Genomic DNA, 24,091 nt, shown 5'->3' on the forward strand with positions numbered 1-24,091 from the left:
CATGAAATCTTCATTCAATTCTCCGCGAGCGGTGCCGTTAAGCTGGGCGTCCCGTCGATTCGGCTGCCCTCGCCCATGCCCGCGCTCCACCCCGACCCCGCTGCCGCCCGCACCACGCGCCTGATCGCGGATCGCGCGCTCGCCGCCGTATTCCAGCCGATCGTCGACCTCGGGTCGGGGACGGTCGTCGGTTACGAGGGCCTGATACGCGGCCCGCGCGGCACCGACCTCGAGCCGCCCGCCGCGCTGTTCGCGCAGGCCGCGCGCGAAGGCGCGACCATCGCGCTCGAACAGGCCGCCGCGCTCACCTGCCTCGACGCGTTCGCGGCGCTCGGCTGCGACGGCAAGCTGTTCCTCAATTTCAGCGCGGGCGCGATCCTGCAACTCGCGCGCGAACGCGAGCGCGCACGCCTGCTGCTCGGCCGCGCGCGGGTCGGCGCCGAGCGCATCGTGATCGAGCTGACCGAGCAGAACGCGATGCCGGACATCGCACACATCGGGCCGGCGATCGCGTCGCTGCGCGACGCCGGCGTCCAGTTCGCGCTCGACGACTACGGCACCGCGAACGCGAGCATGAACCTGTGGCTGCGCCTGCAGCCGGACGTCGTGAAGATCGACCGCTTCTTCATCCACGACATCGCGCGCGACCCACTCAAGTTCGAGGCCGTGAAGGCAATGCAGCACTTCGCGCAGGCGAGCGGCGCGCAACTGATCGCGGAAGGCATCGAGAACGAATGCGACCTGCTCGTCGTGCGCGACATGGGCATCTGCTACGTGCAGGGCTTCCTGCTCGGCCGGCCGAACGCGCAGCCGTCGCGGGTCGTCGCGCCGGCCGCGCGCGACGCGATCCGTGCGCCACACATCGCGGTGTTTCCCGGTGCGACCCGCACCGTGCGGCCGGCCGGCACGATCGCCGCGAAAATGCTCGTCCCCGCGCCGGCGCTGCCGCGCGACGCGACCAGCAACGATGTGCTCGACCTGTTCAACCGGATGCCCGACCTGCACGCGGTCGCGCTCGTCGAGCGCGGGCGGCCCGTCGCGCTCGTGAATCGCCGCGGCTTCATCGACCGCTTCGCGCTGCCGTACCACCGCGAGGTGTTCGGGAAGAAGCCGTGCCTGCAGTTCGCGAACGACGCGCCGCTGATGATCGACAACGCGACGACGGTCGAGCAGCTCGCGATGCTGCTCGCGAGCCACGACCAGCGCTATCTCGCGGACGGCTTCGTGATCACCGAACACGGCCGCTATGTCGGGCTCGGCACCGGCGAGAGCCTCGTGCGCGCGGTGACCGAGATGCGCATCGAGGCCGCGCGTTACGCGAATCCGCTGACGTTCCTGCCCGGCAACATCCCGATCAGCGCGCACATCGACCGCCTGCTCCAGCGCGATGCCGGCTTTCATGCGTGCTACGTCGACCTGAACCAGTTCAAGCCGTTCAACGACCAGTACGGCTACTGGCAGGGCGACGAGGTGCTGAAGTTCGCCGCGACGGTGCTGGCCGGCGTGTGCGATCCTCAGCGCGACTTTCTCGGGCACGTCGGCGGCGACGATTTCCTCGTGCTGTTCCAGCGCGACGACTGGCGCGAACGCGCCGCCGACGCGATCGCGCGCTTCAACGACGGCGCGCAGCGCTTCTACACGCAGGCCGACCGGCAGGCAGGCGGGCTGCGCGGCGAGGATCGGCGCGGCAACCCGGCGTTCTTCGGCTTCGTGACGATGGCGATCGGCGTGGTGGGCGTGCCGGCCGGCGCGCACGGCGCGCAGCGCTACGGCAGCGACGAGATCGCGTCGGTTGCGGCGCTCGCGAAGCGGCGCGCGAAACAGCAGCCGGACGGGCTCGCGGTCGTCGATCTCGACGCGGGCCGCGCCGCGCTGCGCAATCGCGGCGAACCGCCGGCCGAGGCGGTGCGCTGAACGGCCGGCGAGCGTCGTTCGCAGAGCGCGAAGCACGAAGCCGGCCCACCTCCCGTCCGCGGAACCCGCACGTCCACCTTGCCTTTTTCGCGTTTTGTTTAGTATTTTTAGTAACGGCGTTTTCGCAGATTAGCGCTTAAAAAACCGTTATTTGCGGGTATTCCCCGGCCATCCGGCCCGAATTCCGCAATACGTTTTACTATACAATCGCTTTCACCCTAAACAAACCAGACCCCGAACGATGGGCACCACCATTCGCGATGTGGCGCGGGCGGCAGAGGTCTCGATCGGCACCGTTTCCCGCGCGCTGAAAAACCAGCCGGGCCTGTCCGAAGCAACGCGTGCGCGCATCGTCGAGATCGCGCAGCAGCTCGGCTACGATCCCGCGCAGCTGCGGCCGCGCATCCGCCGGCTCACCTTCCTGCTGCACCGCCAGCACAACCGCTTTCCCGCCAGCCCGTTCTTCTCGCACGTGCTGCACGGCGTCGAGGACGCATGCCGCGAGCGCGGCATCGTGCCGACGCTGCTCACGGTCGGCCCGAACGACGACGTGCTGCGCCAGATGCGCCCGCACGCGCCCGACGCAATCGCGGTCGCCGGCTTCATCGAGCCCGAGACGATCGAGGCGCTCGCCGCGACCAGCCGGCCGCTCGTGCTGATCGACCTGTGGGCGCCCGGGCTGCGCTCGGTCAACATCGACAACGCGACGGGCGCGGCGCTCGCGATGCGCCATCTGCTCGCCACCGGCCGCTCGCGCATCGCGTTCATCGGCGGCTCGCCCGCGCACTACAGCATCGCGCAGCGCGCAATCGGCTACCGGCGCGCGTTCTTCGAGGCCGGGCGGCTGTTCGATCCCGCGTACGAAGTGACGATCGACGCGGGGCTCGACCCCGACACGGGCGCCACGCGTGCGATGGCGCAACTGCTCGACGCGCCGGGCCCGCGCCCCGACGCCGTATTCGCGTACAACGATGCGGCCGCGCTGGCCGCGCAGCGCGTGTGCACCGCGCGCGGCCTGCGCATTCCGGACGACATCGCGATCGTCGGCTTCGACAACATCCCGGCCGCCGCGCACGCGAGCCCGCCGCTCACGACGCTCTCGGTCGACAAGGAAGCGCTCGGCCGTCGCGGCGTCGAGCTGCTGCTCGCCGATTCGCCCGAGCGCACCGAGATTTCCCTGCCCGTCGAGCTGATCGTGCGGGCCAGCAGCCAGCCCGCCGGCTCCCCGGCATTCGATACCGCCACGGTCACCGAATCATGAACATGCCCCCGGTCCAACCCTGCACGGCCGCGCCGGCCGCCCACGCGCAAACAGCGCCGTTCGTCGCGAGTTTCCGCGATCCGTCGTTCCTGCTGTCGCACATCGAGGACACGCTGCGCTTCTACGCGACGAACGCATTCGACCCGACCGGCGGCTTCTACCACTACTTCCGCGATGACGGCAGCATCTACAACCGCACGTCGCGCCACCTCGTCAGCAGCTGCCGCTTCGTCTTCAACTACGCGATGGCGTACCGGCATTTCGGCGATCCGCGCCACCTCGACTCCGCGCGCCACGGGCTGCGCTTCCTGCGCGACGCGCACTGGGACGACGAGCTGCAGGGCTACGACTGGGAACTCGACTGGCGCGACGGCGCGAAGCGCGCGACGCTCGACGGCACGCGCCACTGCTACGGGCTCGCGTTCGTGCTGCTCGCCGCCGCGCATGCGACGATGGCCGGCATCGACGAGGCGCGCCCGCTGATCGCGGCGACCTACGAACTGGCCGAGCACCGCTTCTGGGATGCGGCCGCGGGCCTGTATGCGGACGACGCGACGGCGAACTGGATCGTATCGTCGTACCGCGGCCAGAACGCGAACATGCATATGACGGAGGCGCTGCTCGCGGCCTACGAGGCGACCGGCCACCTCACGTACCTCGATCGCGCGGAAAAGCTCGCGACCCACATCACGCAGCGCCAGGCCGCGCTGTCGGGTGGACTCGTGTGGGAGCACTACCATGCTGACTGGTCGGCCGACTGGGACTACAACAAGGAAGACAGTTCGAACATCTTCCGTCCGTGGGGCTTCCAGCCCGGGCACCAGACCGAATGGGCGAAGCTGCTGCTGATCCTCGAGCGGCACCGCCCGCTCGACTGGCTCGTGCCGCGCGCGGCCGAACTGTTCGACGCGGCGCTCACGCACGCATGGGACGCCGATCACGGCGGCCTGTGCTACGGCTTCGGCCCCGACTTCACGATCTGCGACCACAACAAGTATTTCTGGGTGCAGGCGGAAACCTTCGCGGCGGCCGCGATGCTCGGCGCGCGCACCGGCAGCGAGCGCTTCTGGGACTGGTACGACGAGATCTGGCGCTATAGCTGGGCGCACTTTGTCGATCACCGCTACGGCGCGTGGTACCGGATCCTCACCTGCGACAACCGCAAGTACAGCGACGAGAAAAGCCCGGCCGGCAAGACCGACTATCACACGATGGGCGCGTGCTACGACGTGCTCGCGACCCTCGCGCGCACGGCCCGCAGCGAGCCGACGCAATGAGCGGCGGCATGTTTCCGGCTTTCGTATCGGCGGGCGACATCCTGACCGACATGGTGCGCGCGGGCGATGCGCAGTGGACGTCGGTGCCGGGCGGCGCCGGCTGGAACGTCGCGCGCGCGGTCGCGCGGCTTGGCGTGCCGAGCGCACTCGCGGGCTCGATCGGCGAGGACTGCTTCTCCGACGAGCTGTGGCGCACGAGCGACGCAGCCGGGCTCGACCTGCGCTTCCTGCAGCGCGTCGCACGGCCGCCGCTGCTCGCGATCGTCCACGAGACCCGCCCGCCCGCGTACTTCTTCATCGGCGAAGCAAGCGCCGATCTCGCGTTCGATCCCGCGCGGCTGCCGGCCGGCTGGGCCGACCACGTGAAATGGGCGCATTTCGGCTGCATCAGCCTCGTGCGCGAACCGCTCGCGGGCACGCTGGCCGCGCTCGCGGCCGACCTGCACGCGCGCGGCGTGAAGATCAGCTTCGACCCGAACGTCCGGAACCTGATGACGGCCGCGTACCGGCCGACGCTGGAGAAGATGGCCGGCCTAGCCGACCTGATCAAGGTGTCCGACGAGGACCTGCGGCACCTGTTCGGCGGCGACGGCCCCGACGCGATCGCGGCGGCGCGCGCGCTGAACCCGCGCGCGGCCGTGCTCGTCACGCGCGGCGCGCAGGCGGCGACGCTCTACGCGGACGGCGACGTGCACGAAGCCGCCCCGCCGCGCGTCGAGGTGGCGGACACCGTCGGCGCGGGCGACGCGTCGATCGGCGGCATGCTGTTCAGCCTGATGGCCGCGCCGCAGCGATCGTGGCGCGAGCATCTCGTGTTCGCGCTGGCGGCGGGCGCGGCCGCATGCCGGCACACGGGCGCGCACGCGCCGACGCTCGACGAGGTCGCCGCGCTGATCGAACGCTGATCGAACGCTGATCGAACGCTGATCGAACGCTGACCGGGCGTCGTTCGGTCACCGATAAGCCGCGCTGTACATGCTGCGCCGCAGTGCTACGATGAAGTGTCCTTTTGCGGGAGAGGCACGATGGACACCAACACGTTCACGAAAGGCATCTACACGGCCAAGGCACATACCCAGCATGCGGGCAACGGGCAGTTCCAGGGTTACGTGATCCTCGCACGGGACGACGGGGACGGCACCGAGAACATGCGCTACGACGTCCACTCGACGAGCCCCAGCGAGGAGGAAGCGTTCGACGAGGCGAAGGCGCTCGCGCACCGGATCCTCGGCGAGATCGAGCTGTAACGCGCGCCGCCCTTTCCGGCGCGGCTCAGAGCAACCGCGCCACCATCGATACCAGCATCGTCAGCACCAGCGTCGACATGAACGGGAACGGGTAGCGCCGCCCGCCGAGCGTCAGCGTGACGTCGCCCGGCATTCGCCCGATGCCGAGCTTGCCGAGCCACGGCCAGCAGCGCGTCAGGATCATCACCGCGACGAACGACGCCATCAGCCAGCGCAGCATGTCAGAGCGCATGCGAGCGGTCGCCGCGCGCGAACGCGTCGAGCGTGCCGTCGATCCCGCGCGAGAACGCGATCACCTTGAACAGCTCGCCCATCTCGGCTTCCGAGATCAGCTTCTGCACCGCGTTCGCGGCCGGCAGGAACTGCCTGATGTCGGACGGATCGATCGCGGCCAGCGCGTCGGTGATGCCCGCGTTCAGCAGGAAGCGCGCCTGCGACGTGTAGCCGAGCAGGTCGGCGCCGGCGGCGATGGCCGCGTCGTAGATGCCGGTGAATTCGACGTGCGCGGTGATGTCCTGCAGGCCCGGGTACAGGAACGGGTCGTCGTGCGCGTGGTGGCGGTAGTGGCACATCAGCGTGCCGCGGTCGCGCTGCGGATGGTAGTACTCGTGCGCGGGAAAGCCGTAGTCGACCAGCAGCACCGCGCCGCGCGCGAGCATCGTGCAGACGGTGCGCGTGAACGCCAGCGCGGCCTCGTGCGTCTCGGTCACGTAGCCGTCGGCGGCCTCGGCGTCGAGCCCCGCGAGTACCGGAGGCAGACTGGCGGGCGCCGCCGGCCGATCGTCGAACACGAACGCGTGCCGCGCGTCGAGCGCGACGCCGCGCTCGTGCCAGGCGCCGTCCGCCTTTGCGAACAGCCGCACCGGCATCGCATCGAGCACCTCGTTGCCGACCACGACGCCGTCGAACCGCTCCGGCAGCGCGTCGAGCCAGCGCACCTTCCCGGCGAGCGCCGGCGCGGCGGCCGCGATCGTATCGCGCTGCCGCTCGCGCAGCTCGCCGGACAGGTCGACGATCAGGTATTCGTCGAGTCCGGCGCCCAGCGCGTCGAGCGCCGCGAGCAGCCCGGCCGCGAGCTTGCCCGTGCCGGCGCCGAATTCCATCACGCGACGCGTGCCGCTCGCCGCGAGGGCTTCCGCCACCGGTTGCGCGAGCGTCTGCGCGAACAGCGGCGACAGCTCGGGCGCGGTGACGAAGTCGCTGCCGTCGTCGGCGCGGCGCCCGAACTTGCGCGCGCCGCCGCTGTAATAGCCAAGGCCCGGCGCATACAGCGCGCGCTCCATGAAGCGGTCGAACGGCAGCCAGCCGCCGGCCGCGGCGATCTCGTCGCGCAGTTGCGCGGCGAGGGTTTCGGACTGCGCAAGCGCGTCAGGGCCGGGAGCAGGTAAACTAGCGGGTTCGTGAGCTTTCGGGTTCATCCCGGCATTGTAAATGACCGTTTCAGCCGATACGTCGACGTCGCCCGCGCACGTGGTGCTCGTCGCGGGCGCCCTGGGCAGCGCGGCCGACGCCGCGTCGATCGGCCGTGCGCTCGCGACGGGATTCGCGCGGCGCGGCTGGGACATCGCGTTGCAGCGCGGCCACGGCGCGCCGCGCGCGGCCGCCGACGCGCTGGTCGCCGAAGTCGCGGCGCTCGGCCGCCGCGCGGCCGTGCTCGACGCCGATCTGGCCCTGGAAACCGACGCGGCCGCACTGGTGGCCGCGTGCGGCGCGGCGCTCGGCCGGCCCGCGTGCGTGGTGTTCGTGAGCGCCAGCGCGGGCACCGATGACGCGCACACGGTGGACGGCGCGTCGCTCGCCGGCGCACTCGCGCGCAACGTGACGGCGCCGCTCGCGCTGGCCCGCGCGCTCGCCGATGCGACGCCCGACGCCGCGCGCGATAACGAAGCGCTGCGCGCGTGCGCGATCCACGTGCTGGACCAGGCGCTGTTTCACCCGGCGCCGGCGCAGCTGTCGCACGCGCTGATGCAGGCCGCGCTGAACCGCGCGACGTCGGCGCTCGCACTGGCGCTGGCGCCGAAGGTGCGGGTCGCGGCGCTCGTGCGCGGCCACGCGCCGCACGCGGACGACATCGCGGCGGCCGCCTGCTATCTCGCGAGCGCGCCCGGCGTCACGGGCGCGACGCTGACCGTCGACGGCGGCGAGCACCTGGTGCCGCCCGCCGCCGGCCCGAATGAATGAACCGCGCGGGCGCGCGGCCTGACCGCCGCCGCCCGCGCCGCTTTGCGTGCGCGCACGCCAATTTGACTGGGACGACCATGTTTTCCGCTCTCCTGCACCCCCGCCTCGCGGATTGCCGCAGGCTCTACCTGCGCGATTACGAAGTGCACATCAACATCGGTGCCTTCGAACACGAGAAGCGCGGCGAGCAGCGCGTCGTCATCAACGTCGACCTGTTCGTGCCGCTCGCGCTGTCCACCCCCGTCGACGACCGGCTGCACGAAGTCGTCGACTACGACCTGATGAAGCAGAGCGTCGCGCAATGCATGGCGCGCGGCCACATCCACCTGCAGGAAACGCTGTGCGACGCGATCGCCGCGCACCTGCTGGCGCACGACGCCGTGCGCGCGGTACGCGTCTGTACCGAGAAACCGGACGCCTATCCGGACTGCGACGCCGTCGGCGTCGAAGTCTTTCGCATCAAGGACGAGGAGCGCGCATGAACGCCCCCCACATGAATGACACGGCGGCCGACGCCGCCCCCCTCGACGCGACCGCCGCCCCGGCCGGCCGCCAGGCGCTGACGCGCCGCGAGCAGAAGGAAGCGTACGAGAACAACAAGCTGTTCAAGCGGATCGTGCGCCAGGTCGGCCAGGCGATCGGCGATTACAACATGATCGAGCACGGCGACAAGGTGATGGTCTGCCTGTCCGGCGGCAAGGACAGCTACGCGATGCTCGACGTGCTGCTGCGCCTGCGCGAGCGCGCGCCGATCGACTTCGACATCGTCGCGGTGAACCTCGACCAGAAGCAGCCGGGCTTCCCCGAGCACGTGCTGCCCGAATACCTGAAGCAGGTCGGCGTGCCGTTCCATATCGAGAACCAGGACACCTACAGCATCGTCAAGCGGCTCGTGCCCGAAGGCAAGACAACCTGCTCGCTGTGCTCGCGGCTGCGCCGCGGGATCCTGTACCGCGTGGCCGGCGAGCTCGGCGCGACCAAGATCGCGCTCGGCCACCACCGCGACGACATCGTGCAGACGCTGCTGCTCAACATGTTCTACGGCGGCAAGCTGAAGGGGATGCCGCCGAAGCTGCAGTCGGACGACGGCAAGAACATCGTGATCCGCCCGCTCGCGTACGTGAAGGAAACCGATCTCGAGAAATACGCGGAGCTGCGCGAATTCCCGATCATCCCGTGCAACCTGTGCGGCAGCCAGCCGAACCTGAAGCGCGCGGAAATGAAGGCGTTGATCCGCGAATGGGACAAGCGCTTCCCGGGCCGCGTCGAGAACATGTTCAACGCACTCGCGAAGGTCGTGCCGTCGCACCTGATGGATGCGACGCTGTTCCCGTTCGCGTCGCTACGCGCGACAGGCGAAGCCGATCCGCACGGCGACATCGCGTTTGACGAAGAGCCGTGCGCGTCGGGCGACGACACCGCGGCACCGGGCGCCGCCAAACCGATCTCGATCGTCCAGTTCGACGACCTGTAAACGGGGCCGGAACATCCGCCGGAACGGGGCGCAGGCCGCCCGTTCCGGGGCTGCCGCGCCCGCGCGGCAGCCCCGGAACGGCGGGGGCCGCATGCTAAAATGGTCAGCTTCGAACTCCTCTGACAAGCTGACGCCATGAATATCGTGATTTTGGCGGCAGGCACCGGCAAGCGCATGCGTTCCGCGCTGCCGAAAGTGCTCCATCCCCTGGCCGGCAGGCCGCTCCTCTCCCACGTCATCGCCACCGCGCGCACGCTGCAGCCGTCCCGGCTCGTCGTCGTGGTCGGCCACGGTGCCGAGCGGGTCCAGGCCGCCGTCGCCGCGCCCGACGTCCAGTTCGCGGTGCAGGCCGAGCAGCTCGGCACCGGCCACGCGGTGCGCCAGGCGCTACCGCTTCTCGATCCCGCGCAACCGACGCTCGTGCTGTACGGCGACGTACCGCTCACCCGCGCGGCGACGCTGCGGCGTCTCGTCGACGCCGCGCGCGAGGGCCGCTACGGGATTCTGACCGTCACGCTCGACGATCCGACCGGTTACGGCCGCATCGTGCGCGACGCGTCCGGCTTCGTCACGCGCATCGTCGAGCAGAAGGACGCGTCGCCGGAAGAGCTGAAGATCGCCGAGATCAACACGGGCATCATCGTCACGCCCACGGCCCAGCTGTCGATGTGGCTCGGCGCGTTGAAGAACGAAAACGCGCAAGGCGAGTACTACCTGACCGACGTCGTCGAACTCGCGATCGAGGCCGGCTTCGAGGTCGTCACGTCGCAGCCCGACGACGAATGGGAAACGCTCGGCGTGAACAGCAAGGCGCAGCTCGCGGAACTCGAGCGCATCCACCAGCGCAATGTCGCGGAAGCCCTGCTCGTCGACGGCGTCACGCTCGCCGATCCGGCGCGCATCGACGTGCGCGGCACGCTGCGCTGCGGCCGCGACGTATCGATCGACGTGAACTGCGTGTTCGAAGGCAACGTGACGCTCGCCGACAACGTGACGATCGGCGCGAACTGCGTGATCCGCAACGCGTCGGTCGGCGCCGGCACGCGCATCGACGCGTTCACGCACATCGACGGCGCCGAGCTCGGCGCGAACACCGTGATCGGCCCGTACGCGCGGCTGCGCCCCGGCGCGCAGCTCGCGGACGAAGCGCACGTCGGCAACTTCGTCGAGGTGAAGAACGCGGTGATCGGCCACGGCTCGAAGGCGAACCACCTCACCTACATCGGCGACGCCGACATCGGCGCGCGCGTGAACATCGGCGCGGGCACGATCACCTGCAACTACGACGGCGCGAACAAGTTCCGCACCGTGATCGAGGACGACGTGTTCGTCGGCTCCGACACGCAGTTCGTCGCGCCGGTGCGCGTCGGCCGCGGCGTGACGATCGCCGCCGGCACGACGGTCTGGAAGGACGTCGCCGACGGCCTGCTCGCATTGAACGAGAAGACCCAGATCGCGAAGAGCGGCTACGTCCGCCCGGTCAAGAAGAAAAGCTGAACCTTTTGCGGGCGCCCGGACGGCGCCCGCGTCGACTTACAGGACTGACCCATTCATGTGCGGCATTGTCGGCGCAGTTGCGCAGCGTAATATCGTTCCGGTGCTGATCGAAGGATTGCGGCGCCTCGAATACCGTGGCTACGATTCGTGCGGCGTCGCCGTGCTCGAGCCGAACGGTCCGAAGCGCGCGCGCAGCGTCGCGCGCGTCGCCGATCTCGACGCGCAGGTGCGCGAATCGCACCTCGAAGGCACGACGGGCGTCGCGCACACGCGCTGGGCCACGCACGGCGCGCCCGTCACGCACAACGCGCACCCGATCTTCTCGTCGGACGCGCTCGCGCTCGTCCACAACGGCATCATCGAGAACTTCGAGCCGCTGCGCGAAGCGCTGCGCGCGAAGGGCTACGAATTCGTGTCGCAGACCGACACCGAAGTGATCGCGCACCTCGTGCACAGCCTGTATCGCGGCAACCTGTTCGACGCCGTGCGCGACGCCGTGCAGCAGCTGCACGGCGCGTATGCGATCGCCGTGATCCACAAGGACCAGCCGCACACCGTCGTCGGCGCGCGCCAGGGTTCGCCGCTCGTCGTCGGCCACGGCGACGGCGAGAACTTCCTCGCGTCCGATGCGCTCGCGCTGGCGGGCAGCACCGACCGCTTCACGTTCCTCGAGGAAGGCGACGTGTGCGAGCTGTCGCTCGACGGCGTGAAGATCGTCGACCGCAGCGGCGCGCTCGCGCAGCGCGAGACCCGCGTCGTCAGCGCCTATGGCGGCGCGGTCGAGCTCGGACCCTATCGCCACTTCATGCAGAAGGAAATCTTCGAGCAGCCGCGCGCGATCGGCGATACCGTGCCGCAGACCGACGCGTTCGACGCGACGCTGTTCGGCGACGCCGCGCCCGCCGCGTTCGCGGAGATCGACAGCCTGCTGATCCTCGCGTGCGGCACGAGCTACTACTCGGGCCTCACCGCGAAGTACTGGCTCGAATCGATCGCGAAGATCCCGACCCAGGTCGAGATCGCGAGCGAATACCGCTACCGCGAGTCGGTGCCGAACCCGCGCCAGCTCGTGCTCGTGATCTCGCAGTCGGGCGAGACGGCCGACACGCTCGCGGCGCTCAAGCATGCGCAGTCGCTCGGCCACACGCACACGCTCGCGGTCTGCAACGTCGCGACGAGCGCGATGGTGCGCCTCACCGAAATGCAGTTCCTGACGCACGCGGGCACCGAGATCGGCGTCGCGTCGACGAAGGCGTTCACGACGCAGCTCGTCGCGCTGTTCGTGCTGGCCGCGACGCTCGGCAAGCTGCGCGGGCGCGTCGACGCTGCGCAGGAAGCGGAATTCCTGAAGCAGCTGCGCCACCTGCCGGCCGCGCTGAACAGCGTGCTCGCGCTGGAGCCTCAGATCATCGCGTGGTCGGAAGAATTCGCGCGCAAGGAAAACGCGCTGTTCCTTGGCCGCGGGCTGCACTACCCGATCGCGCTCGAAGGCGCGCTGAAGCTGAAAGAAATCTCGTATATCCATGCCGAGGCCTATCCGGCCGGCGAACTGAAGCACGGGCCGCTCGCGCTCGTCACGGAAGCGATGCCGGTCGTCACGGTCGCGCCGAACGACGCGCTGCTCGAGAAGCTGAAGTCGAACATGCAGGAAGTGCGCGCGCGCGGTGGCGAGCTGTACGTGTTCGCCGATGCCGATACGCAGATCGTCAACGACGACGGCCTGCACGTGATCCGGATGCCGGAGCACTACGGGCAACTGTCGCCGATCCTGCATGTCGTGCCGCTGCAGCTGCTCGCGTATCACACCGCGTGTGCGCGCGGCACCGACGTCGACAAGCCGCGGAACCTCGCGAAATCGGTGACGGTGGAGTAAATCCGGTCGACCGGGATGGCCCCCGCCGGGCCGTCCCGACCACGTACCGGCGCGAAGCAGGCCATTCGGCCAGGTCGAAATATGTACCACGTAGTGGCATATAATCCTGTGCTAACTCGATCGGCCCGATATGCCCGCCTCCGTACGACGCGTCTTCAAGACGAAGTGGTTTCACAAGGCAGCCAGAAAAGCAGGAATCGCCGATGCAGAACTCTGCCGCGCCACGCGGGAACTGGCGCGCGGCCAGAGCGTCGAGCTCGGCGGCAACGTCTGGAAAAAGCGCCTGGACGGCAATCGGCAGCGCGGGATCGTGCTGAGCAAGGTCGGGCAAGCGTGGGTTTTCGTGTTCCTGTTCGCGAAGCGCGACAAGGACGACATCGACGAACGCGAACTGCGTGCCTTCAGAAAGCTCGCTGCGGACGTCGCGCGCCGCACCGACGCCGACATCGACATCGCGACGCTGATCGCGTTGAAAGAGCTTGTGGAGATTTGCAATGGCCAAGAGTCGATTCAAGAGCGACGCAACGGAGGCGATCCACAGCGCCGCGTCGGGCCTTTATCGCGCCAGGCTGATCGACAAGAAGACGATGCGCGAATACGACGATCTCTGCATCGAAGCCGCCCCGCAGTTCGATCCGGAAGCGATCGCCCGCATCCGCAAAGCCGTCAACGTCAGCCAGAGCGTGTTCGCGCTCTACCTGAACACGACAACGTCGACGATCTGCCAATGGGAACAGGGCGACAAGCGGCCGAGCGGCATCGCCGCACGGATGCTCCAGATCGTCGAGAAACACGGGCTCGAGGTGTTCTCCTGAGCCGGCTTCCCCGAATGCGCATGCACGGCCGACCGAACGCGGGCCGCACCGGATACCGCGACGCGAACCGCAAGGAATATGACGGAGAGACAATGGCAAGACTGATTGGATGCGGTTTGCTGGCGCTGACGTTCGCGTCGACGGGCTGGGCCGCCGAGCACTACGTCGAGGTCTGGAACCCGCCCGAGGCGCGGCAGCCGGCAGCACGGACGCCAGCGCATGCGGGCGCCGACGCGCGCGCCGGCAAGAGCGCGGAGAAGCACGCGAGCGCAACGCCGAAGGCCGCCGTGAAGCCGCACAAGCGCCGCGTCGCGCAGGCCGTGAAAGCCGGTTCGCATCGTCCGCCCGCCGCCGCGGCCGACACGCCGGCCGCACCGCGCCCCGTCGCGCAGCCCGCGCCGGGCCGTCTCACGGTGATGCAGCCTGCCGGCCCCGACGCGACGCACGCGCTCAATTTCTCCAACATCCCGCGGCAATACACGCCGGACGGCAACGTGCTGCGGGTCGGCACGCACAACCGCTCTGCGGAGGTGACTCGATAATGGAAGCGCAAACCTACCGCGGCTACCAGATCTGGGGCCACGCGATCCTGCAGCAGGACGAGATCCTGCAGCCCGAACGCTTCGCGGCGAGCGGCACGATCACGCAGAACAACCGGCTCGTCGAAGCGTCCGGCGTGCTCGGCGTATTCGACACCGAAGACGCCGCACGCGATGCCGGGCTCGAATGGGCTCGCGCATGGATCGACAACCACCGCTGAACGGTCAGGTCCGTCGACAAACACAAAAGGGGCGTCCGCGGAGTGGACGCCCCTTTTTCTTCGTATCGGGCCGGCCTTCAGGCGGCCTGTTGCGGCGGCAGAATCCGCTGCTGCGGCCGGCCGACGAGCCGGGCCAGCACGACGATCGCGACGAGCGTGCCGACATACGCGACGATCTGGATGCCGGCCGGGCGGGCCGTATAGCCGATCAGCGTATGCAGCGCCTTGCCGACGATGCTCGAATCCTTGAGCAGCCACGACGTGTCCCAGATCGTGTCGCCCCACGACGGAACGAGGCCCGCCGCCAGCAGGAAGCCGACGCACTGGCTCGCCATCCCCGCTGCGAGCAGCACGATCAGCCCGTTGGTAACGGCGAACAGGCGCTTCAGCGGAATCTGCAGCAGGCCGGCATACATCGCATAGCCGAGCCCGGCCCCGCCGAGCACGCCGAGCAGCCCGCCGACGATCATCTGCGGCGTCTGCCCGGGATCGCCTGCCGCGATGCCGTACAGGAACAACACCGCCTCGGACCCTTCGCGCAGCACCGCGACGCCGACGACGATCGCCAGCCCGGTCAACGGCCGGCTGCCCGCGGCGACGTCCCGGCCGATCGCGGACATGTGCAGCGCCATCTCGCGGCCATGCCGGCTCATCCAGATGCAGTGCCAGGCCAGCATCAGCGTCGCAACGAACATCACGCCCGCGTTGAAGACCTCCTGGCCCATCCCGGACGCCCACTGCGAGATCACGTCGGCGAACGCCGCGATCAGGCCGGCGCCGATCACGCCGCCGACGAGGCCGCCGCCGACCCACCAGCCGCGCCGCGGCACGCCCTTCGTGGCGGCCATCACGATCGAGACCACCAGCGCGGCCTCGAGCACTTCACGAAAGACGATCAGGGCAGTAGACAGCATGGCGATATGGGCTTATTTGACGGTCAGGTGCGTCTTCGACTGAGCCTCGTGATACTCGTCGTGAAACTCGTAGGTGCCGGCCTTCAGCGGCCCGACCAGGATCTCGACCGACTTGCCGGCCGGCACGACCTTCTCCGCCTTGAAGTCGTCGCTTTCGAATTCCGCCGGCGTTGCGTCGAGGTTCTTCACGACGAACTTCACCTTCTTGCCGGCCGGGATCGTCACGCCGTCGGGCGAAAACTTGTGGTCCTTCAACGTCAGGTTGACGACGTCGTCGGCGGCGAAGGCGGCGGTAGCCGAGGCGCCCAGCAGGGCCACGGCGCACCCGAATGCGAAACGGTTCATGGTCGGAACGGAATGAAATATCGAGGGGAACTGATAGTAAGAGCTATTCGCATTTCCAATGCAAGTACCCGCGCTGTCATTATGGAGATAGCGCTTCACGGGAACGCGAGCGGCCGGCAACATATCGCGGTCAATCGGGACAAGTGCCGACTGAAGCGTGCGGCGGCACTTTCATTCGCCAGACCTCATTTTTACGAATACCTGTCGCTGCGCTACTTCGACGCATGCGCTCGTCACGCGAACGCACGCTTGACCTTTCCACCATAGGAAGCTTCATGCTGTGCCCCATCGTCAATCGTCAACTCAGGAGAACACGATGGAATTCGAAGTCCAGGACATGACCTGCGGCGGCTGTGCCAACGCGATCACGCGCGCGGTGACGGCCGCCGATCCGGCCGCGAAGCTCGACATCGACGTCGCGGCGAAGATCGTCAAGGTCGAATCGGCGCAAGGCGCCGAGCGCGTGCAGTCGATCATCGAAGCCGCCGGCTTCCATCCCGCGCTGCGCAGCGCATAACGCGGGCTGCGGGCGCACCGCCGAACGGCGATGCGCCCCCGGCAGCGCGTCAGTGCAGCCGGATCAGCGTCGACTTCAGCTCGGTGTACTTCTCGAGCGCGTGCAGCGACTTGTCGCGACCGTTGCCCGACTGCTTGTAGCCGCCGAACGGGAAGTTCATGTCGCCGCCCTCGTCGTAGCAGTTCACCCACACCGTGCCCGCACGCAGCCGGCGCGACACGTCGTGCGCAGTCGTCAGGTTCGACGTCCACACGGCCGCGGCCAGCCCGTATTCGGTGTCGTTCGCGATCCGCACGGCCTCGTCGACGTCGTCGAACACGATCACCGACAACACGGGCCCGAAGATCTCCTCGCGCGCGATCCTCGCATCGGGCTTCACCTCGAACACCGTCGGCTCGACGTAGAAGCCGCCCGTTTCCGCCTTCACGCGCGCGCCGCCCGTGACCAGCCTGCCTTCGCTGCGCCCCGCGTCGATATAGCCGAGCACGCGCTCGAGCTGGATGCCGTCGACGATCGCGCCCATCGACACCGACGGATCGAGCGGGTTGCCGGGCACGTACGCGCGCGCGGCCGCCACGAGCTTCTCGATGAACGCGTCCTTGATGTCGCGATGCACGAGCAGCCGCGAGCCGGCCGTGCACATCTCCCCCATGTTGTAGAAGATCGCGCTGGCCGCGGCCTGCGCGGCGCGGTCGAGATCGGGGCAATCGGGCAGCACGATGTTCGGCGACTTGCCGCCGAGTTCGAGCCACGCGCGCTTCAGGTTCGACTGCGCGGCGTACTGCATGATCAGCTTGCCGACCGCCGTCGAGCCCGTGAACGCGATGCAGTCGACGTCGCGATGCAGCGCGAGCAGTTTGCCGGGTTCGCCTGCACCCGGCACGACGTTGAACACGCCGGCCGGAATGCCGGCCTCATGCGCGAGTTGCGCGACGCGGATCGCGGTCAGCGGCGACTTCTCCGACGGCTTCAGCACGACGCTGTTGCCGGCCGCGAGCGCGGGGCCGAATTTCCACGCGGCCATCAGGATCGGGAAGTTCCACGGCACGACGGCCGCCACCACACCGACCGGTTCGCGCGTGACGAGCCCGACGAGATGATGATCGGCCGGCGCAACCTCGCCGCCGACCTTGTCGATCGCCTCCGCAAACCATTCGACGCAGTACGCGGCGCCCGGCACGTCGACCGTCGTGGTGTCGCCGATCGGCTTGCCCGCGTCGAGCGTCTCGAGCAGCGACAGTTCGTCGAGATGCTCGCGCATCAGCGCGGCCCAGCGCAGCAGCACGGCCTTGCGCGCACGCGGGTTCAGGCCGGCCCACACGCCTGCGTCGAACGCGCGGCGCGCGGCCGCGACGGCCGCGTTCACGTCGGCTTCGCTGCACTCGGCGACCTTCGCCAGCACGCGGCCGTCGATCGGGCTCACGCAGTCGAACGTCTTGCCGCCATGCGCGTCGCGCGACGCGCCGTCGATGAATGCGCGCCCTTCGATCTCGAGCGACGCCGCCTTGTCCTGCCAGTCAGCCAAAGTCAACTTGTTCATCAGGAAGCCTCAATGTTGTGGCATTCGCGATGCGGCACGCCGCGCGCTGGTCGCGCAGCCGCCGTCAGCGAATGCGGTGACGCGCGGTCAGAAGGTCGCCGGCGAATTGGCCGAGACGACCTCGCAAATCAGTTCCGCGCTGGGATTGCGAAAACGGTGCGGCAAACGGCTTTCGAAGTAGTAGCCGTCTCCGGGGTCGAGCAGCCACGTCGCGCCGTCGACGGTCAGCTCGAGCCGGCCCGACACGACGACACCGCCCTCGTGCCCCGCGTGCACGAGCATCTCGGGCCCCGTATCGGCGTGCGGGTGGTAGATCTCGCGCAGGATGCACATGTTGCGGTCCTTCACGCTCGCGCCGACCAGATGAAACGCGAGCGTGTCGTTACCGAGGTTCGGCATCTCGTCGCGACGCGACACGACCGAGCGCGATTCGACGAGCTCGAACGTGAAGAACTCCGCGAGACTCATCGGTATGCATTCGAGCAGTTTCTTCAGCGAGCCGACCGACGGGCTCACGCGGCCCTGTTCGATCAGCGAGATCGTGCCATTGGTGACGCCGGCGCGCTTCGCGAGTTCGCGCTGCGACAGGCCATGCTTGTTGCGCACGAAACGCAGGCGCTCGGCGACTTCGGTGGACATCGGTTCGGTTTCGGACACGATAAGTGCGATGACAAAGTGAAACGACGCAGTGGACAGCCGTTGAATATTCTAATCACTTTATGCCGCATATCAGCGGGGAAAACCCTGAAAGGCGTTCGAAATAATCAACACCTCGCCGGTTATTCCTTTTGCGAATATTTTGTTCGCACTGCTCGGGAAAGCCCTGATACAAGACCGTTAAAAAACATTTGACGCCGTTTTTGGCTCGTATATGCTGGCTCTCAGGTCAGCGTCATCAGGCTTTCATAGGCAACAAAACGCGTTATCGCAACGCAAAAATTGATGCCCATCAATGTAAATGACGCAGGACCGGCGCCTTGATTATTTTAAACGCCCAGCGCGTTGAAACGTTCAGGTGCTCAATATTTTCAACAAACCAGTCGAGTGTAATCGTGAGAGTCCGTGGCCCTCTGGTGAGGTGGGATCGAAGCGTTGCGCGAAGTTCGCGCGGCGCGGCGCCCGCTTCCGATGGCAGTTGCGGCTGGCATAGTCCTCGCCTGCTTCATCTGTCGATCTACACCATCCTGTCCCGTCGTTCCGTTCGGCGTCACAACGCTGTTTCCGCACGCGCATTCGTCGCCGTCGATACCGACGAAGTGGCGTCGCTGCTGCCGTAGCGCCTCTCCTTTCTTCACGTCGTTCGTTTCGTCTGCCGATTCGCCAACCGCATCGTCCGTGCGGTGACGGAACGCGTTCGCGCATTCGTTGCCGCGTCGCGTGTCGCAATGAAACGAACGACGGCCTGATCGTCGCGCGCAGCGCGGATCGCCACGCCATCCCGTTGCGCCCATTCACCAGCGGCCTTGCGCTTTGCGCCAGGCTGCGGGGCTGCTGCACGCCTGCGTTTCGCCGCATCCGGCAAGACGCACGCAACAGCCCTTCGGATAACTGATTGACGTCATGGAAAGGAAACCCCTCGTCGGCCTCACCGCCGACTACACGCAAATCGGCACGCACGCGTCGCATACGGTCGGCGACAAATACGTCGCCGCGATCGTCGACGGCGCGCACGCGTTCGCGATGGTGCTGCCCGCGCTCGGCGAACGCCAGTCGGTCGACGACGTGCTCGATACGGTCGACGGCCTGCTGTTTACCGGCAGCTATTCGAACATCGAGCCGCATCGGTACGGTGGCGAGCCGAGCGCGCCCGGCACGAAGCACGACCCGGCACGCGACGCGACGACGCTGCCGCTGCTGCGTGCGGCAATCGCCGCGGGCGTGCCCGTGCTCGCCTTATGCCGCGGCTTCCAGGAGCTGAACGTCGTCTGCGGCGGCACGCTGCACCAGCGCGTGCATGAAGTGCCGGGCTTCGCCGATCACCGCGAGGACGATGCCGCGCCGATGGACACGCAGTACGGCCCCGCGCACGTCGTGCGCCTGACGCCCGGCGGCGTGCTGCATGCGCTCGCCGGCGGCCGCGACGAAGTTCAGGTGAATTCGCTGCATAAACAGGGCATCGCGCAACTCGGCTCCGGCCTCGCGATCGAGGCCGTCGCGCCGGACGGCCTGATCGAGGCCGTGAGCGTCGTCGACGCACCGGCTTTCGCGCTCGCCGTGCAATGGCATCCGGAATGGCGCCATGCGCTCGACCCGCTGTCGACCGCGATCTTCCGCGCGTTCGGCGATGCGTGCCGCGCCCGCCGGGATGCCCGTACGCGTACCAGGGCCGCCGCCGCGCTCGCCTGAGCGCGGCCGACCAACCAACGAGAACGAATATGCAAGACATCGAAGATTTTCTGAAGCAACACCGCATTACCGAGGTCGAGGCGATCATCCCCGACATGGCCGGCATCGCGCGCGGCAAGATCACGCCGCGCAACAAGTTCACGTCCGGCGAATCGATGCGGCTGCCGCAGGCCGTGATGGTGCAGACCGTCACCGGCGAGTATCCGGAAGACGGCTCGCTGACGGGCGTGACCGATCCCGACATGGTGTGTGTGCCCGATCCGTCGACGATCCGCCTGATCCCGTGGGCCGTCGACCCGACCGCGCAGGTGATCCACGATTGCGTGCACTTCGACGGCTCGCCGGTCGAGATCTCGCCGCGCTACGTGCTGCGCCGCGTGCTCGACCTGTACAAGGCGAAGGGCTGGAAGCCGGTCGTCGCTCCCGAGCTCGAGTTCTACCTCGTCGACATGAACAAGGACCCCGACCTGCCGCTGCGCCCGCCGGTCGGCCGCACGGGCCGCCCCGAAACGGGCCGCCAGTCGTATTCGATCGAGGCCGTCAACGAATTCGATCCGCTGTTCGAGGACATCTACGAGTACTGCGAGTCGCAGGGCCTCGACATCGACACGCTGATCCACGAAGTCGGCGCCGCGCAGATGGAGATCAACTTCATGCACGGCGACCCGCTGTCGCTGGCCGACCAGGTGTTCCTGTTCAAGCGCACGGTGCGCGAGGCCGCGCTGCGGCACAACATGTACGCCACCTTCATGGCCAAGCCGATGGAGAACGAGCCGGGTTCCGCGATGCACGTGCACCAGAGCATCGTCGACGAGGAAACGGGCCGGAACCTGTTCACGTCGCCGGAAACGGGCGGTGCGACGTCGATGTTCTACAACTACCTCGCGGGGCTGCAGAAGTACACGCCGGCGCTGATGCCGATCTTCGCGCCGTACATCAACTCGTACCGCCGGCTGTCGCGCTTCATGGCCGCGCCGATCAACGTGCAGTGGGGCTACGACAACCGCACGGTCGGCTTCCGCATCCCGCACTCGAGCCCCGTGGCGCGCCGCATCGAGAACCGCATTCCGGGCGTCGACTGCAACCCGTACCTCGCGCTCGCCGCGACGCTCGCGGCCGGCTACCTCGGCATGACGCAGCGCCTGGAGCCGACCGAGCCGCTCGTCAGCGACGGCTACGACCTGCCGTACCAGTTGCCGCGCAACCTGGAGGAAGGCTTGACGCTGATGGCCGCATGCGAGCCGCTCGGCGAAATTCTCGGCCAGAAATTCCTGAAGGCGTATTTCGCGCTGAAGGAAACCGAATACGAAGCGTTCTTCCGCGTGATCAGCTCGTGGGAACGCCGCCATCTGCTGCTGCACGTATAAGCGCGCGCACCGCCATACGGAATCACGGAGGAAACATGACGTACCGCAACGAATCAGCCTGGATCCAGCCCGCCGCGCCGGCGGCCCGCACCACGCAGCAGCGCTCGACCGCCGAATACCGCGCGCTCGACGCCGCGCACCACATCCACCCGTTCTCGGACATGGGCGCGCTCAACCGCGCGGGCAGCCGCGTGATCGTAAGGGCCGACGGCGTCTACCTGTGGGACTCGGACGGCAACAAGGTCATCGACGGGATGGCCGGCCTCTGGTGCGTGAACGTCGGCTACGGCCGCAAGGAACTCGCCGATGCCGCGTATCGCCAGCTGCAGGAACTGCCGTTCTACAACACCTTCTTCAAGACGACGCACCCGCCGGTGATCGAGCTTTCCGCGCTGCTCGCGGAAGTGACGCCGGCCGGCTTCAATCACTTCTTCTATTGCAACAGCGGCTCGGAAGGCAACGACACCGTGCTGCGTCTCGTGCACCAGTACTGGCGCGTACAGGGCAAGCCGCAGAAGAAATACGTGATCTCGCGCAGGAACGGCTACCACGGCTCGACGATCGCGGGCGGCACGCTCGGCGGGATGGGCTACATGCACGAGCAGATGCCGTCGAAGGTCGAGCACATCGTGCACATCGACCAGCCGTACTTCTTCGGCGAAGCGCAGCCGGGCGAAACGCCGGAAGCGTTCGGCCTCGCGCGCGCGCAGCAGCTCGAAGCGAAGATTCTCGAACTTGGCGCGGAGAATGTCGCGGCATTCATCGGCGAGCCGTTCCAGGGCGCGGGCGGCGTGATCTTCCCGCCGTCGACGTACTGGCCGGAAATCCAGCGGATCTGCCGCAAGTACGACATCCTGCTGGTCGCCGACGAAGTGATCGGCGGCTTCGGCCGCACCGGCGAATGGTTCGCGCATCAGCACTTCGGCTTCGAGCCGGACCTGATCACGATGGCGAAGGGCCTCACGTCGGGCTATGTGCCGATGGGCGCCGTCGGCATTCACGAGCGTGTCGCGCGGCCGATCATCGACAACGGGGAATTCAACCACGGCCTCACGTACTCGGGCCATCCGGTCGCCGCGGCCGTCGCAGTCGCGAACCTGAAAGTGCTGCGCGACGAAGGGATCGTCGAACGCGTGAAGACCGACACGGGCCCGTACTTCCAGGCGCTGATGCGCGAAACCTTCGCGCGTCACCCGATCGTCGGTGAAGTGCACGGCCACGGCCTCGTCGCAAGCCTGCAGTTGTCCGAAGCACCGGCCGAACGCCGCCGCTTCGCGAACGGCGGCGACGTCGGCACGATCTGCCGCGACTTCTGCTTCAACGGCAACCTGATCATGCGTGCGACCGGCGACCGGATGCTGCTGTCGCCGCCGCTCGTGATCTCGCGTCAGGAAATCGATGAACTCGTATCGAAGGCGAAGAAGGCCGTCGATGCAACCGCCCAGCAACTGGGTATTTCGTAACGGCCTTGCCTACAGGCGTGCGGCGGGCGCCGCACGCCGCCATAACCAGGGGAATTCCACCATGCGTGCCTGCTTTCTTCGCCAAGCCTGTTCTGTTGCCGCCCTTGCCGCCGCGGCCGCGTTCACGTCGGTCGCCAGCCCGTCGGCGCATGCCGACGAGCTGAACGTCTACAACTGGTCCGACTACATCGCACCGGACACGATCCCGAACTTCCAGAAGCAAACGGGCATCCACGTCAAGTACGACAACTACGACAGCGACGACACGCTTCAGGCGAAGCTGCTTGCCGGCAGTTCGGGCTACGACATCGTCGTGCCGACGTCGAACTACATGGCCAAGCAGATCCAGGCCGGCGTGTACCAGAAGCTCGACAAGTCGAAGCTTCCGAACCTCGCGAACCTCGACCCGCTGCTGATGAAGATGATCGGGGATGCCGATCCGGGCAACCAGTACGGCGTCCCCTGGGCCTACGGCACGGACGGCATCGGCTACAACGCGCAGGCAGTGAAGAAGGCACTCGGCGACAAGGCGCCCGTCGACAGCTGGGCACTGGTGTTCGATCCGGCCAACATGGAGAAGCTGAAGGGCTGCGGCGTGTCGTTCCTCGACCAGGCCGTCGACGTGTTCGCCGCCACGCTGCAGTATATGGGCAAGGATCCGAACAGCAAGAACCCCGGCGATTACCAGGCCGCATTCGAAGTCCTGAAGAAAGTCCGCCCGTACATCACCCAGTTCAACTCGTCCGGCTACATCAACGACCTCGCGAACAACGACGTATGCGTCGCGCTCGGCTGGTCGGGCGACGTCGGCATCGCACACCGTCGCTCGGCCGAAGCGAAGCGCTCGTACGACATCAAGTTCTCGAACCCGAAGGAAGGCGGGCTGCTGTGGTTCGACGTGATGGTGATCCCGAAGGACGCGCCGCACCCCGAGAGCGCGCTGAAGTGGATCAACTACGTCTCCGATCCGAAGGTCAACGCGGCGATCACCAACACGGTGTTCTACCCGACCGCGAACAAGGCCGCGCACCCGTTCGTCACGCCGTCCGTCGCACAGGACCCGACCGTCTACCCGCCGGAAGACGTGCTGAAGAAGATGGTGCTGATGAAGCCGATGCCGGCCGACATCCTGCGCCTCCAGAACCGCCTGTGGGCGCAACTGAAGACCGGCCACTGATCGCCGCGCATCACGGCGGCGCAGGCATCGCTCCACGCCTGCCCGCCTGAGATCCGCGGACATCCGTCCGCCCGCGCGCACCGCGCGCACTGTTCCATCCGGCACGAGCCGTTGCCCGCGAGT

25 protein-coding genes and 1 pseudogene are annotated in these 24,091 nt (G+C 67.7%); 20 read left to right on the forward strand and 6 right to left on the reverse strand.

The annotated features are described in order from the left end of the window. The first annotated feature begins 75 nt into the window (after positions 1 to 75). The 5 genes from CUJ89_RS16430 to CUJ89_RS16450 all read left to right on the forward strand — a co-directional run bounded on the left by CUJ89_RS16430 (position 76) and on the right by CUJ89_RS16450 (position 5,699). On the forward strand, positions 76 to 1,914 hold the full coding sequence (locus tag CUJ89_RS16430) for an EAL domain-containing protein (RefSeq protein WP_114178243.1): 1,839 nt from the start codon (positions 76 to 78) through the stop codon (positions 1,912 to 1,914). A 241-nt stretch (positions 1,915 to 2,155) separates the two neighbouring features. After that, entirely contained in the window at positions 2,156 to 3,175 is a 1,020-nt protein-coding gene (locus tag CUJ89_RS16435) for a LacI family DNA-binding transcriptional regulator (protein ID WP_114178244.1), read from the forward strand. After that, positions 3,172 to 4,452, forward strand: coding sequence for an AGE family epimerase/isomerase (locus tag CUJ89_RS16440; protein ID WP_114178245.1), 1,281 nt, complete (start codon positions 3,172 to 3,174; stop codon positions 4,450 to 4,452). The genes CUJ89_RS16435 and CUJ89_RS16440 overlap by 4 nt, the downstream gene beginning before the upstream one ends. Continuing rightward, positions 4,449 to 5,357, forward strand: a complete 909-nt coding sequence (locus CUJ89_RS16445) for a carbohydrate kinase family protein (protein ID WP_114178246.1) — start codon at positions 4,449 to 4,451, stop codon at positions 5,355 to 5,357. Before CUJ89_RS16440 ends, CUJ89_RS16445 begins: the two co-directional genes overlap by 4 nt. A gap of 120 nt (positions 5,358 to 5,477) precedes the next feature. Beyond that, positions 5,478 to 5,699 carry a hypothetical protein gene (locus tag CUJ89_RS16450; protein WP_114178247.1) on the forward strand — a complete coding sequence of 74 codons (222 nt, stop codon included), beginning with the start codon at positions 5,478 to 5,480 and terminating at the stop codon, positions 5,697 to 5,699. Positions 5,700 to 5,724: 25 nt separating this feature from the next. Here CUJ89_RS16450 and CUJ89_RS16455 read toward each other — a convergent pair whose 3' ends face one another. After that, entirely contained in the window at positions 5,725 to 5,919 is a 195-nt protein-coding gene (locus CUJ89_RS16455; protein WP_006484654.1) for a DUF2905 domain-containing protein, read from the reverse strand. Between the two features lies 1 nt (position 5,920). Further along, positions 5,921 to 7,117, reverse strand: a complete 1,197-nt coding sequence (locus CUJ89_RS16460; protein ID WP_114178248.1) for a class I SAM-dependent methyltransferase — start codon at positions 7,115 to 7,117, stop codon at positions 5,921 to 5,923. Positions 7,118 to 7,130: 13 nt separating this feature from the next. Here CUJ89_RS16460 and CUJ89_RS16465 point away from each other — a divergent pair, with 13 nt between their 5' ends. The 9 genes and pseudogenes from CUJ89_RS16465 to CUJ89_RS16505 all read left to right on the forward strand — a co-directional run bounded on the left by CUJ89_RS16465 (position 7,131) and on the right by CUJ89_RS16505 (position 14,299). Next, complete coding sequence (locus CUJ89_RS16465) at positions 7,131 to 7,880, forward strand: SDR family oxidoreductase (protein ID WP_114178249.1); 750 nt, start codon at positions 7,131 to 7,133, stop codon at positions 7,878 to 7,880. Between the two features lie 77 nt (positions 7,881 to 7,957). After that, on the forward strand, positions 7,958 to 8,362 hold the full coding sequence (locus tag CUJ89_RS16470) for a dihydroneopterin aldolase (protein WP_072437480.1): 405 nt from the start codon (positions 7,958 to 7,960) through the stop codon (positions 8,360 to 8,362). Then, entirely contained in the window at positions 8,359 to 9,354 is a 996-nt protein-coding gene (ttcA, locus tag CUJ89_RS16475; RefSeq protein WP_114178250.1) for a tRNA 2-thiocytidine(32) synthetase TtcA, read from the forward strand. Before CUJ89_RS16470 ends, ttcA begins: the two co-directional genes overlap by 4 nt. Positions 9,355 to 9,489: 135 nt before the next feature. Continuing rightward, on the forward strand, positions 9,490 to 10,851 hold the full coding sequence (gene glmU, locus CUJ89_RS16480; RefSeq protein ID WP_114178251.1) for a bifunctional UDP-N-acetylglucosamine diphosphorylase/glucosamine-1-phosphate N-acetyltransferase GlmU: 1,362 nt from the start codon (positions 9,490 to 9,492) through the stop codon (positions 10,849 to 10,851). Between the two features lie 55 nt (positions 10,852 to 10,906). Next, entirely contained in the window at positions 10,907 to 12,724 is a 1,818-nt protein-coding gene (glmS, locus tag CUJ89_RS16485) for a glutamine--fructose-6-phosphate transaminase (isomerizing) (protein WP_114178252.1), read from the forward strand. A gap of 130 nt (positions 12,725 to 12,854) precedes the next feature. Next, positions 12,855 to 13,223 (forward strand): annotated as a pseudogene (locus CUJ89_RS16490) (type II toxin-antitoxin system RelE/ParE family toxin); the annotation flags it as partial. Beyond that, positions 13,219 to 13,539 (forward strand): helix-turn-helix domain-containing protein, encoded by a 321-nt coding sequence (locus CUJ89_RS16495; RefSeq protein WP_114178253.1) that lies wholly within the window; start codon positions 13,219 to 13,221, stop codon positions 13,537 to 13,539. The pseudogene CUJ89_RS16490 and the gene CUJ89_RS16495, both read left to right, overlap by 5 nt. A 92-nt stretch (positions 13,540 to 13,631) precedes the next feature. Continuing rightward, the gene (locus tag CUJ89_RS16500; RefSeq protein ID WP_114178650.1) at positions 13,632 to 14,081 is read left to right on the forward strand and encodes a hypothetical protein; all 450 of its coding nucleotides are present in this window, start codon (positions 13,632 to 13,634) and stop codon (positions 14,079 to 14,081) included. Then, complete coding sequence (locus CUJ89_RS16505; protein WP_114178254.1) at positions 14,081 to 14,299, forward strand: hypothetical protein; 219 nt, start codon at positions 14,081 to 14,083, stop codon at positions 14,297 to 14,299. The genes CUJ89_RS16500 and CUJ89_RS16505 overlap by 1 nt, the downstream gene beginning before the upstream one ends. A gap of 77 nt (positions 14,300 to 14,376) precedes the next feature. Here the strand turns inward: CUJ89_RS16505 and CUJ89_RS16510 are convergent, their stop codons facing one another. Both CUJ89_RS16510 and CUJ89_RS16515 read right to left on the reverse strand, forming a co-directional pair. After that, the gene (locus tag CUJ89_RS16510) at positions 14,377 to 15,213 is read right to left on the reverse strand and encodes an FTR1 family iron permease (protein WP_114178255.1); all 837 of its coding nucleotides are present in this window, start codon (positions 15,211 to 15,213) and stop codon (positions 14,377 to 14,379) included. A 12-nt stretch (positions 15,214 to 15,225) separates the two neighbouring features. Beyond that, positions 15,226 to 15,558 carry a cupredoxin domain-containing protein gene (locus CUJ89_RS16515; RefSeq protein WP_114178256.1) on the reverse strand — a complete coding sequence of 111 codons (333 nt, stop codon included), beginning with the start codon at positions 15,556 to 15,558 and terminating at the stop codon, positions 15,226 to 15,228. A gap of 316 nt (positions 15,559 to 15,874) precedes the next feature. Here CUJ89_RS16515 and CUJ89_RS16520 point away from each other — a divergent pair, with 316 nt between their 5' ends. Beyond that, positions 15,875 to 16,075, forward strand: coding sequence for a heavy-metal-associated domain-containing protein (locus tag CUJ89_RS16520; RefSeq protein ID WP_059695248.1), 201 nt, complete (start codon positions 15,875 to 15,877; stop codon positions 16,073 to 16,075). A gap of 49 nt (positions 16,076 to 16,124) precedes the next feature. On the opposite strand, the gene CUJ89_RS16525 is transcribed toward CUJ89_RS16520, so the two are convergent. After that, positions 16,125 to 17,615: an aldehyde dehydrogenase gene (locus tag CUJ89_RS16525; RefSeq protein WP_114178257.1), complete on the reverse strand. Its 1,491-nt coding sequence runs from the start codon at positions 17,613 to 17,615 to the stop codon at positions 16,125 to 16,127. Positions 17,616 to 17,702: 87 nt separating this feature from the next. Further along, positions 17,703 to 18,254 carry a cupin domain-containing protein gene (locus tag CUJ89_RS16530; RefSeq protein ID WP_114178651.1) on the reverse strand — a complete coding sequence of 184 codons (552 nt, stop codon included), beginning with the start codon at positions 18,252 to 18,254 and terminating at the stop codon, positions 17,703 to 17,705. A gap of 413 nt (positions 18,255 to 18,667) precedes the next feature. Here CUJ89_RS16530 and CUJ89_RS38535 point away from each other — a divergent pair, with 413 nt between their 5' ends. From CUJ89_RS38535 to CUJ89_RS16555, 5 genes are all read left to right on the forward strand, one after another. Beyond that, on the forward strand, positions 18,668 to 18,892 hold the full coding sequence (locus CUJ89_RS38535; protein ID WP_114178258.1) for a hypothetical protein: 225 nt from the start codon (positions 18,668 to 18,670) through the stop codon (positions 18,890 to 18,892). Between the two features lie 283 nt (positions 18,893 to 19,175). Then, a complete protein-coding gene (locus CUJ89_RS16540) occupies positions 19,176 to 19,961 on the forward strand; it encodes a gamma-glutamyl-gamma-aminobutyrate hydrolase family protein (protein ID WP_114178259.1) in 786 nt (261 codons plus the stop codon). Between the two features lie 29 nt (positions 19,962 to 19,990). Then, entirely contained in the window at positions 19,991 to 21,328 is a 1,338-nt protein-coding gene (locus tag CUJ89_RS16545) for a glutamine synthetase family protein (protein ID WP_114178652.1), read from the forward strand. A gap of 35 nt (positions 21,329 to 21,363) precedes the next feature. Next, entirely contained in the window at positions 21,364 to 22,791 is a 1,428-nt protein-coding gene (locus CUJ89_RS16550; RefSeq protein WP_114178260.1) for an aspartate aminotransferase family protein, read from the forward strand. Between the two features lie 61 nt (positions 22,792 to 22,852). Further along, the gene (locus tag CUJ89_RS16555; protein ID WP_114178261.1) at positions 22,853 to 23,968 is read left to right on the forward strand and encodes a polyamine ABC transporter substrate-binding protein; all 1,116 of its coding nucleotides are present in this window, start codon (positions 22,853 to 22,855) and stop codon (positions 23,966 to 23,968) included. Positions 23,969 to 24,091: the final 123 nt, after the last annotated feature.

The sequence above is a fragment of the Burkholderia pyrrocinia genome, assembly GCF_003330765.1.
Lineage (GTDB): Bacteria > Pseudomonadota > Gammaproteobacteria > Burkholderiales > Burkholderiaceae > Burkholderia > Burkholderia pyrrocinia_B.

What these genes read in the sequence shown, in the direction of transcription:
- CUJ89_RS16430 (WP_114178243.1), top strand. Translation starts at nt 76, where the DNA reads ATGCCCGCGCTCCACCCCGACCCCGCTGCCGCCCGCACCACGCGCCTG.
- CUJ89_RS16435 (WP_114178244.1), top strand. Translation starts at nt 2,156, where the DNA reads ATGGGCACCACCATTCGCGATGTGGCGCGGGCGGCAGAGGTCTCGATC.
- CUJ89_RS16440 (WP_114178245.1), top strand. Translation starts at nt 3,172, where the DNA reads ATGAACATGCCCCCGGTCCAACCCTGCACGGCCGCGCCGGCCGCCCAC.
- CUJ89_RS16445 (WP_114178246.1), top strand. Translation starts at nt 4,449, where the DNA reads ATGAGCGGCGGCATGTTTCCGGCTTTCGTATCGGCGGGCGACATCCTG.
- CUJ89_RS16450 (WP_114178247.1), top strand. Translation starts at nt 5,478, where the DNA reads ATGGACACCAACACGTTCACGAAAGGCATCTACACGGCCAAGGCACAT.
- CUJ89_RS16455 (WP_006484654.1), bottom strand. Translation starts at nt 5,919, where the DNA reads ATGCTGCGCTGGCTGATGGCGTCGTTCGTCGCGGTGATGATCCTGACG.
- CUJ89_RS16460 (WP_114178248.1), bottom strand. Translation starts at nt 7,117, where the DNA reads ATGAACCCGAAAGCTCACGAACCCGCTAGTTTACCTGCTCCCGGCCCT.
- CUJ89_RS16465 (WP_114178249.1), top strand. Translation starts at nt 7,131, where the DNA reads ATGACCGTTTCAGCCGATACGTCGACGTCGCCCGCGCACGTGGTGCTC.
- CUJ89_RS16470 (WP_072437480.1), top strand. Translation starts at nt 7,958, where the DNA reads ATGTTTTCCGCTCTCCTGCACCCCCGCCTCGCGGATTGCCGCAGGCTC.
- ttcA (WP_114178250.1), top strand. Translation starts at nt 8,359, where the DNA reads ATGAACGCCCCCCACATGAATGACACGGCGGCCGACGCCGCCCCCCTC.
- glmU (WP_114178251.1), top strand. Translation starts at nt 9,490, where the DNA reads ATGAATATCGTGATTTTGGCGGCAGGCACCGGCAAGCGCATGCGTTCC.
- glmS (WP_114178252.1), top strand. Translation starts at nt 10,907, where the DNA reads ATGTGCGGCATTGTCGGCGCAGTTGCGCAGCGTAATATCGTTCCGGTG.
- CUJ89_RS16495 (WP_114178253.1), top strand. Translation starts at nt 13,219, where the DNA reads ATGGCCAAGAGTCGATTCAAGAGCGACGCAACGGAGGCGATCCACAGC.
- CUJ89_RS16500 (WP_114178650.1), top strand. Translation starts at nt 13,632, where the DNA reads ATGGCAAGACTGATTGGATGCGGTTTGCTGGCGCTGACGTTCGCGTCG.
- CUJ89_RS16505 (WP_114178254.1), top strand. Translation starts at nt 14,081, where the DNA reads ATGGAAGCGCAAACCTACCGCGGCTACCAGATCTGGGGCCACGCGATC.
- CUJ89_RS16510 (WP_114178255.1), bottom strand. Translation starts at nt 15,213, where the DNA reads ATGCTGTCTACTGCCCTGATCGTCTTTCGTGAAGTGCTCGAGGCCGCG.
- CUJ89_RS16515 (WP_114178256.1), bottom strand. Translation starts at nt 15,558, where the DNA reads ATGAACCGTTTCGCATTCGGGTGCGCCGTGGCCCTGCTGGGCGCCTCG.
- CUJ89_RS16520 (WP_059695248.1), top strand. Translation starts at nt 15,875, where the DNA reads ATGGAATTCGAAGTCCAGGACATGACCTGCGGCGGCTGTGCCAACGCG.
- CUJ89_RS16525 (WP_114178257.1), bottom strand. Translation starts at nt 17,615, where the DNA reads ATGAACAAGTTGACTTTGGCTGACTGGCAGGACAAGGCGGCGTCGCTC.
- CUJ89_RS16530 (WP_114178651.1), bottom strand. Translation starts at nt 18,254, where the DNA reads ATGTCCACCGAAGTCGCCGAGCGCCTGCGTTTCGTGCGCAACAAGCAT.
- CUJ89_RS16540 (WP_114178259.1), top strand. Translation starts at nt 19,176, where the DNA reads ATGGAAAGGAAACCCCTCGTCGGCCTCACCGCCGACTACACGCAAATC.
- CUJ89_RS16545 (WP_114178652.1), top strand. Translation starts at nt 19,991, where the DNA reads ATGCAAGACATCGAAGATTTTCTGAAGCAACACCGCATTACCGAGGTC.
- CUJ89_RS16550 (WP_114178260.1), top strand. Translation starts at nt 21,364, where the DNA reads ATGACGTACCGCAACGAATCAGCCTGGATCCAGCCCGCCGCGCCGGCG.
- CUJ89_RS16555 (WP_114178261.1), top strand. Translation starts at nt 22,853, where the DNA reads ATGCGTGCCTGCTTTCTTCGCCAAGCCTGTTCTGTTGCCGCCCTTGCC.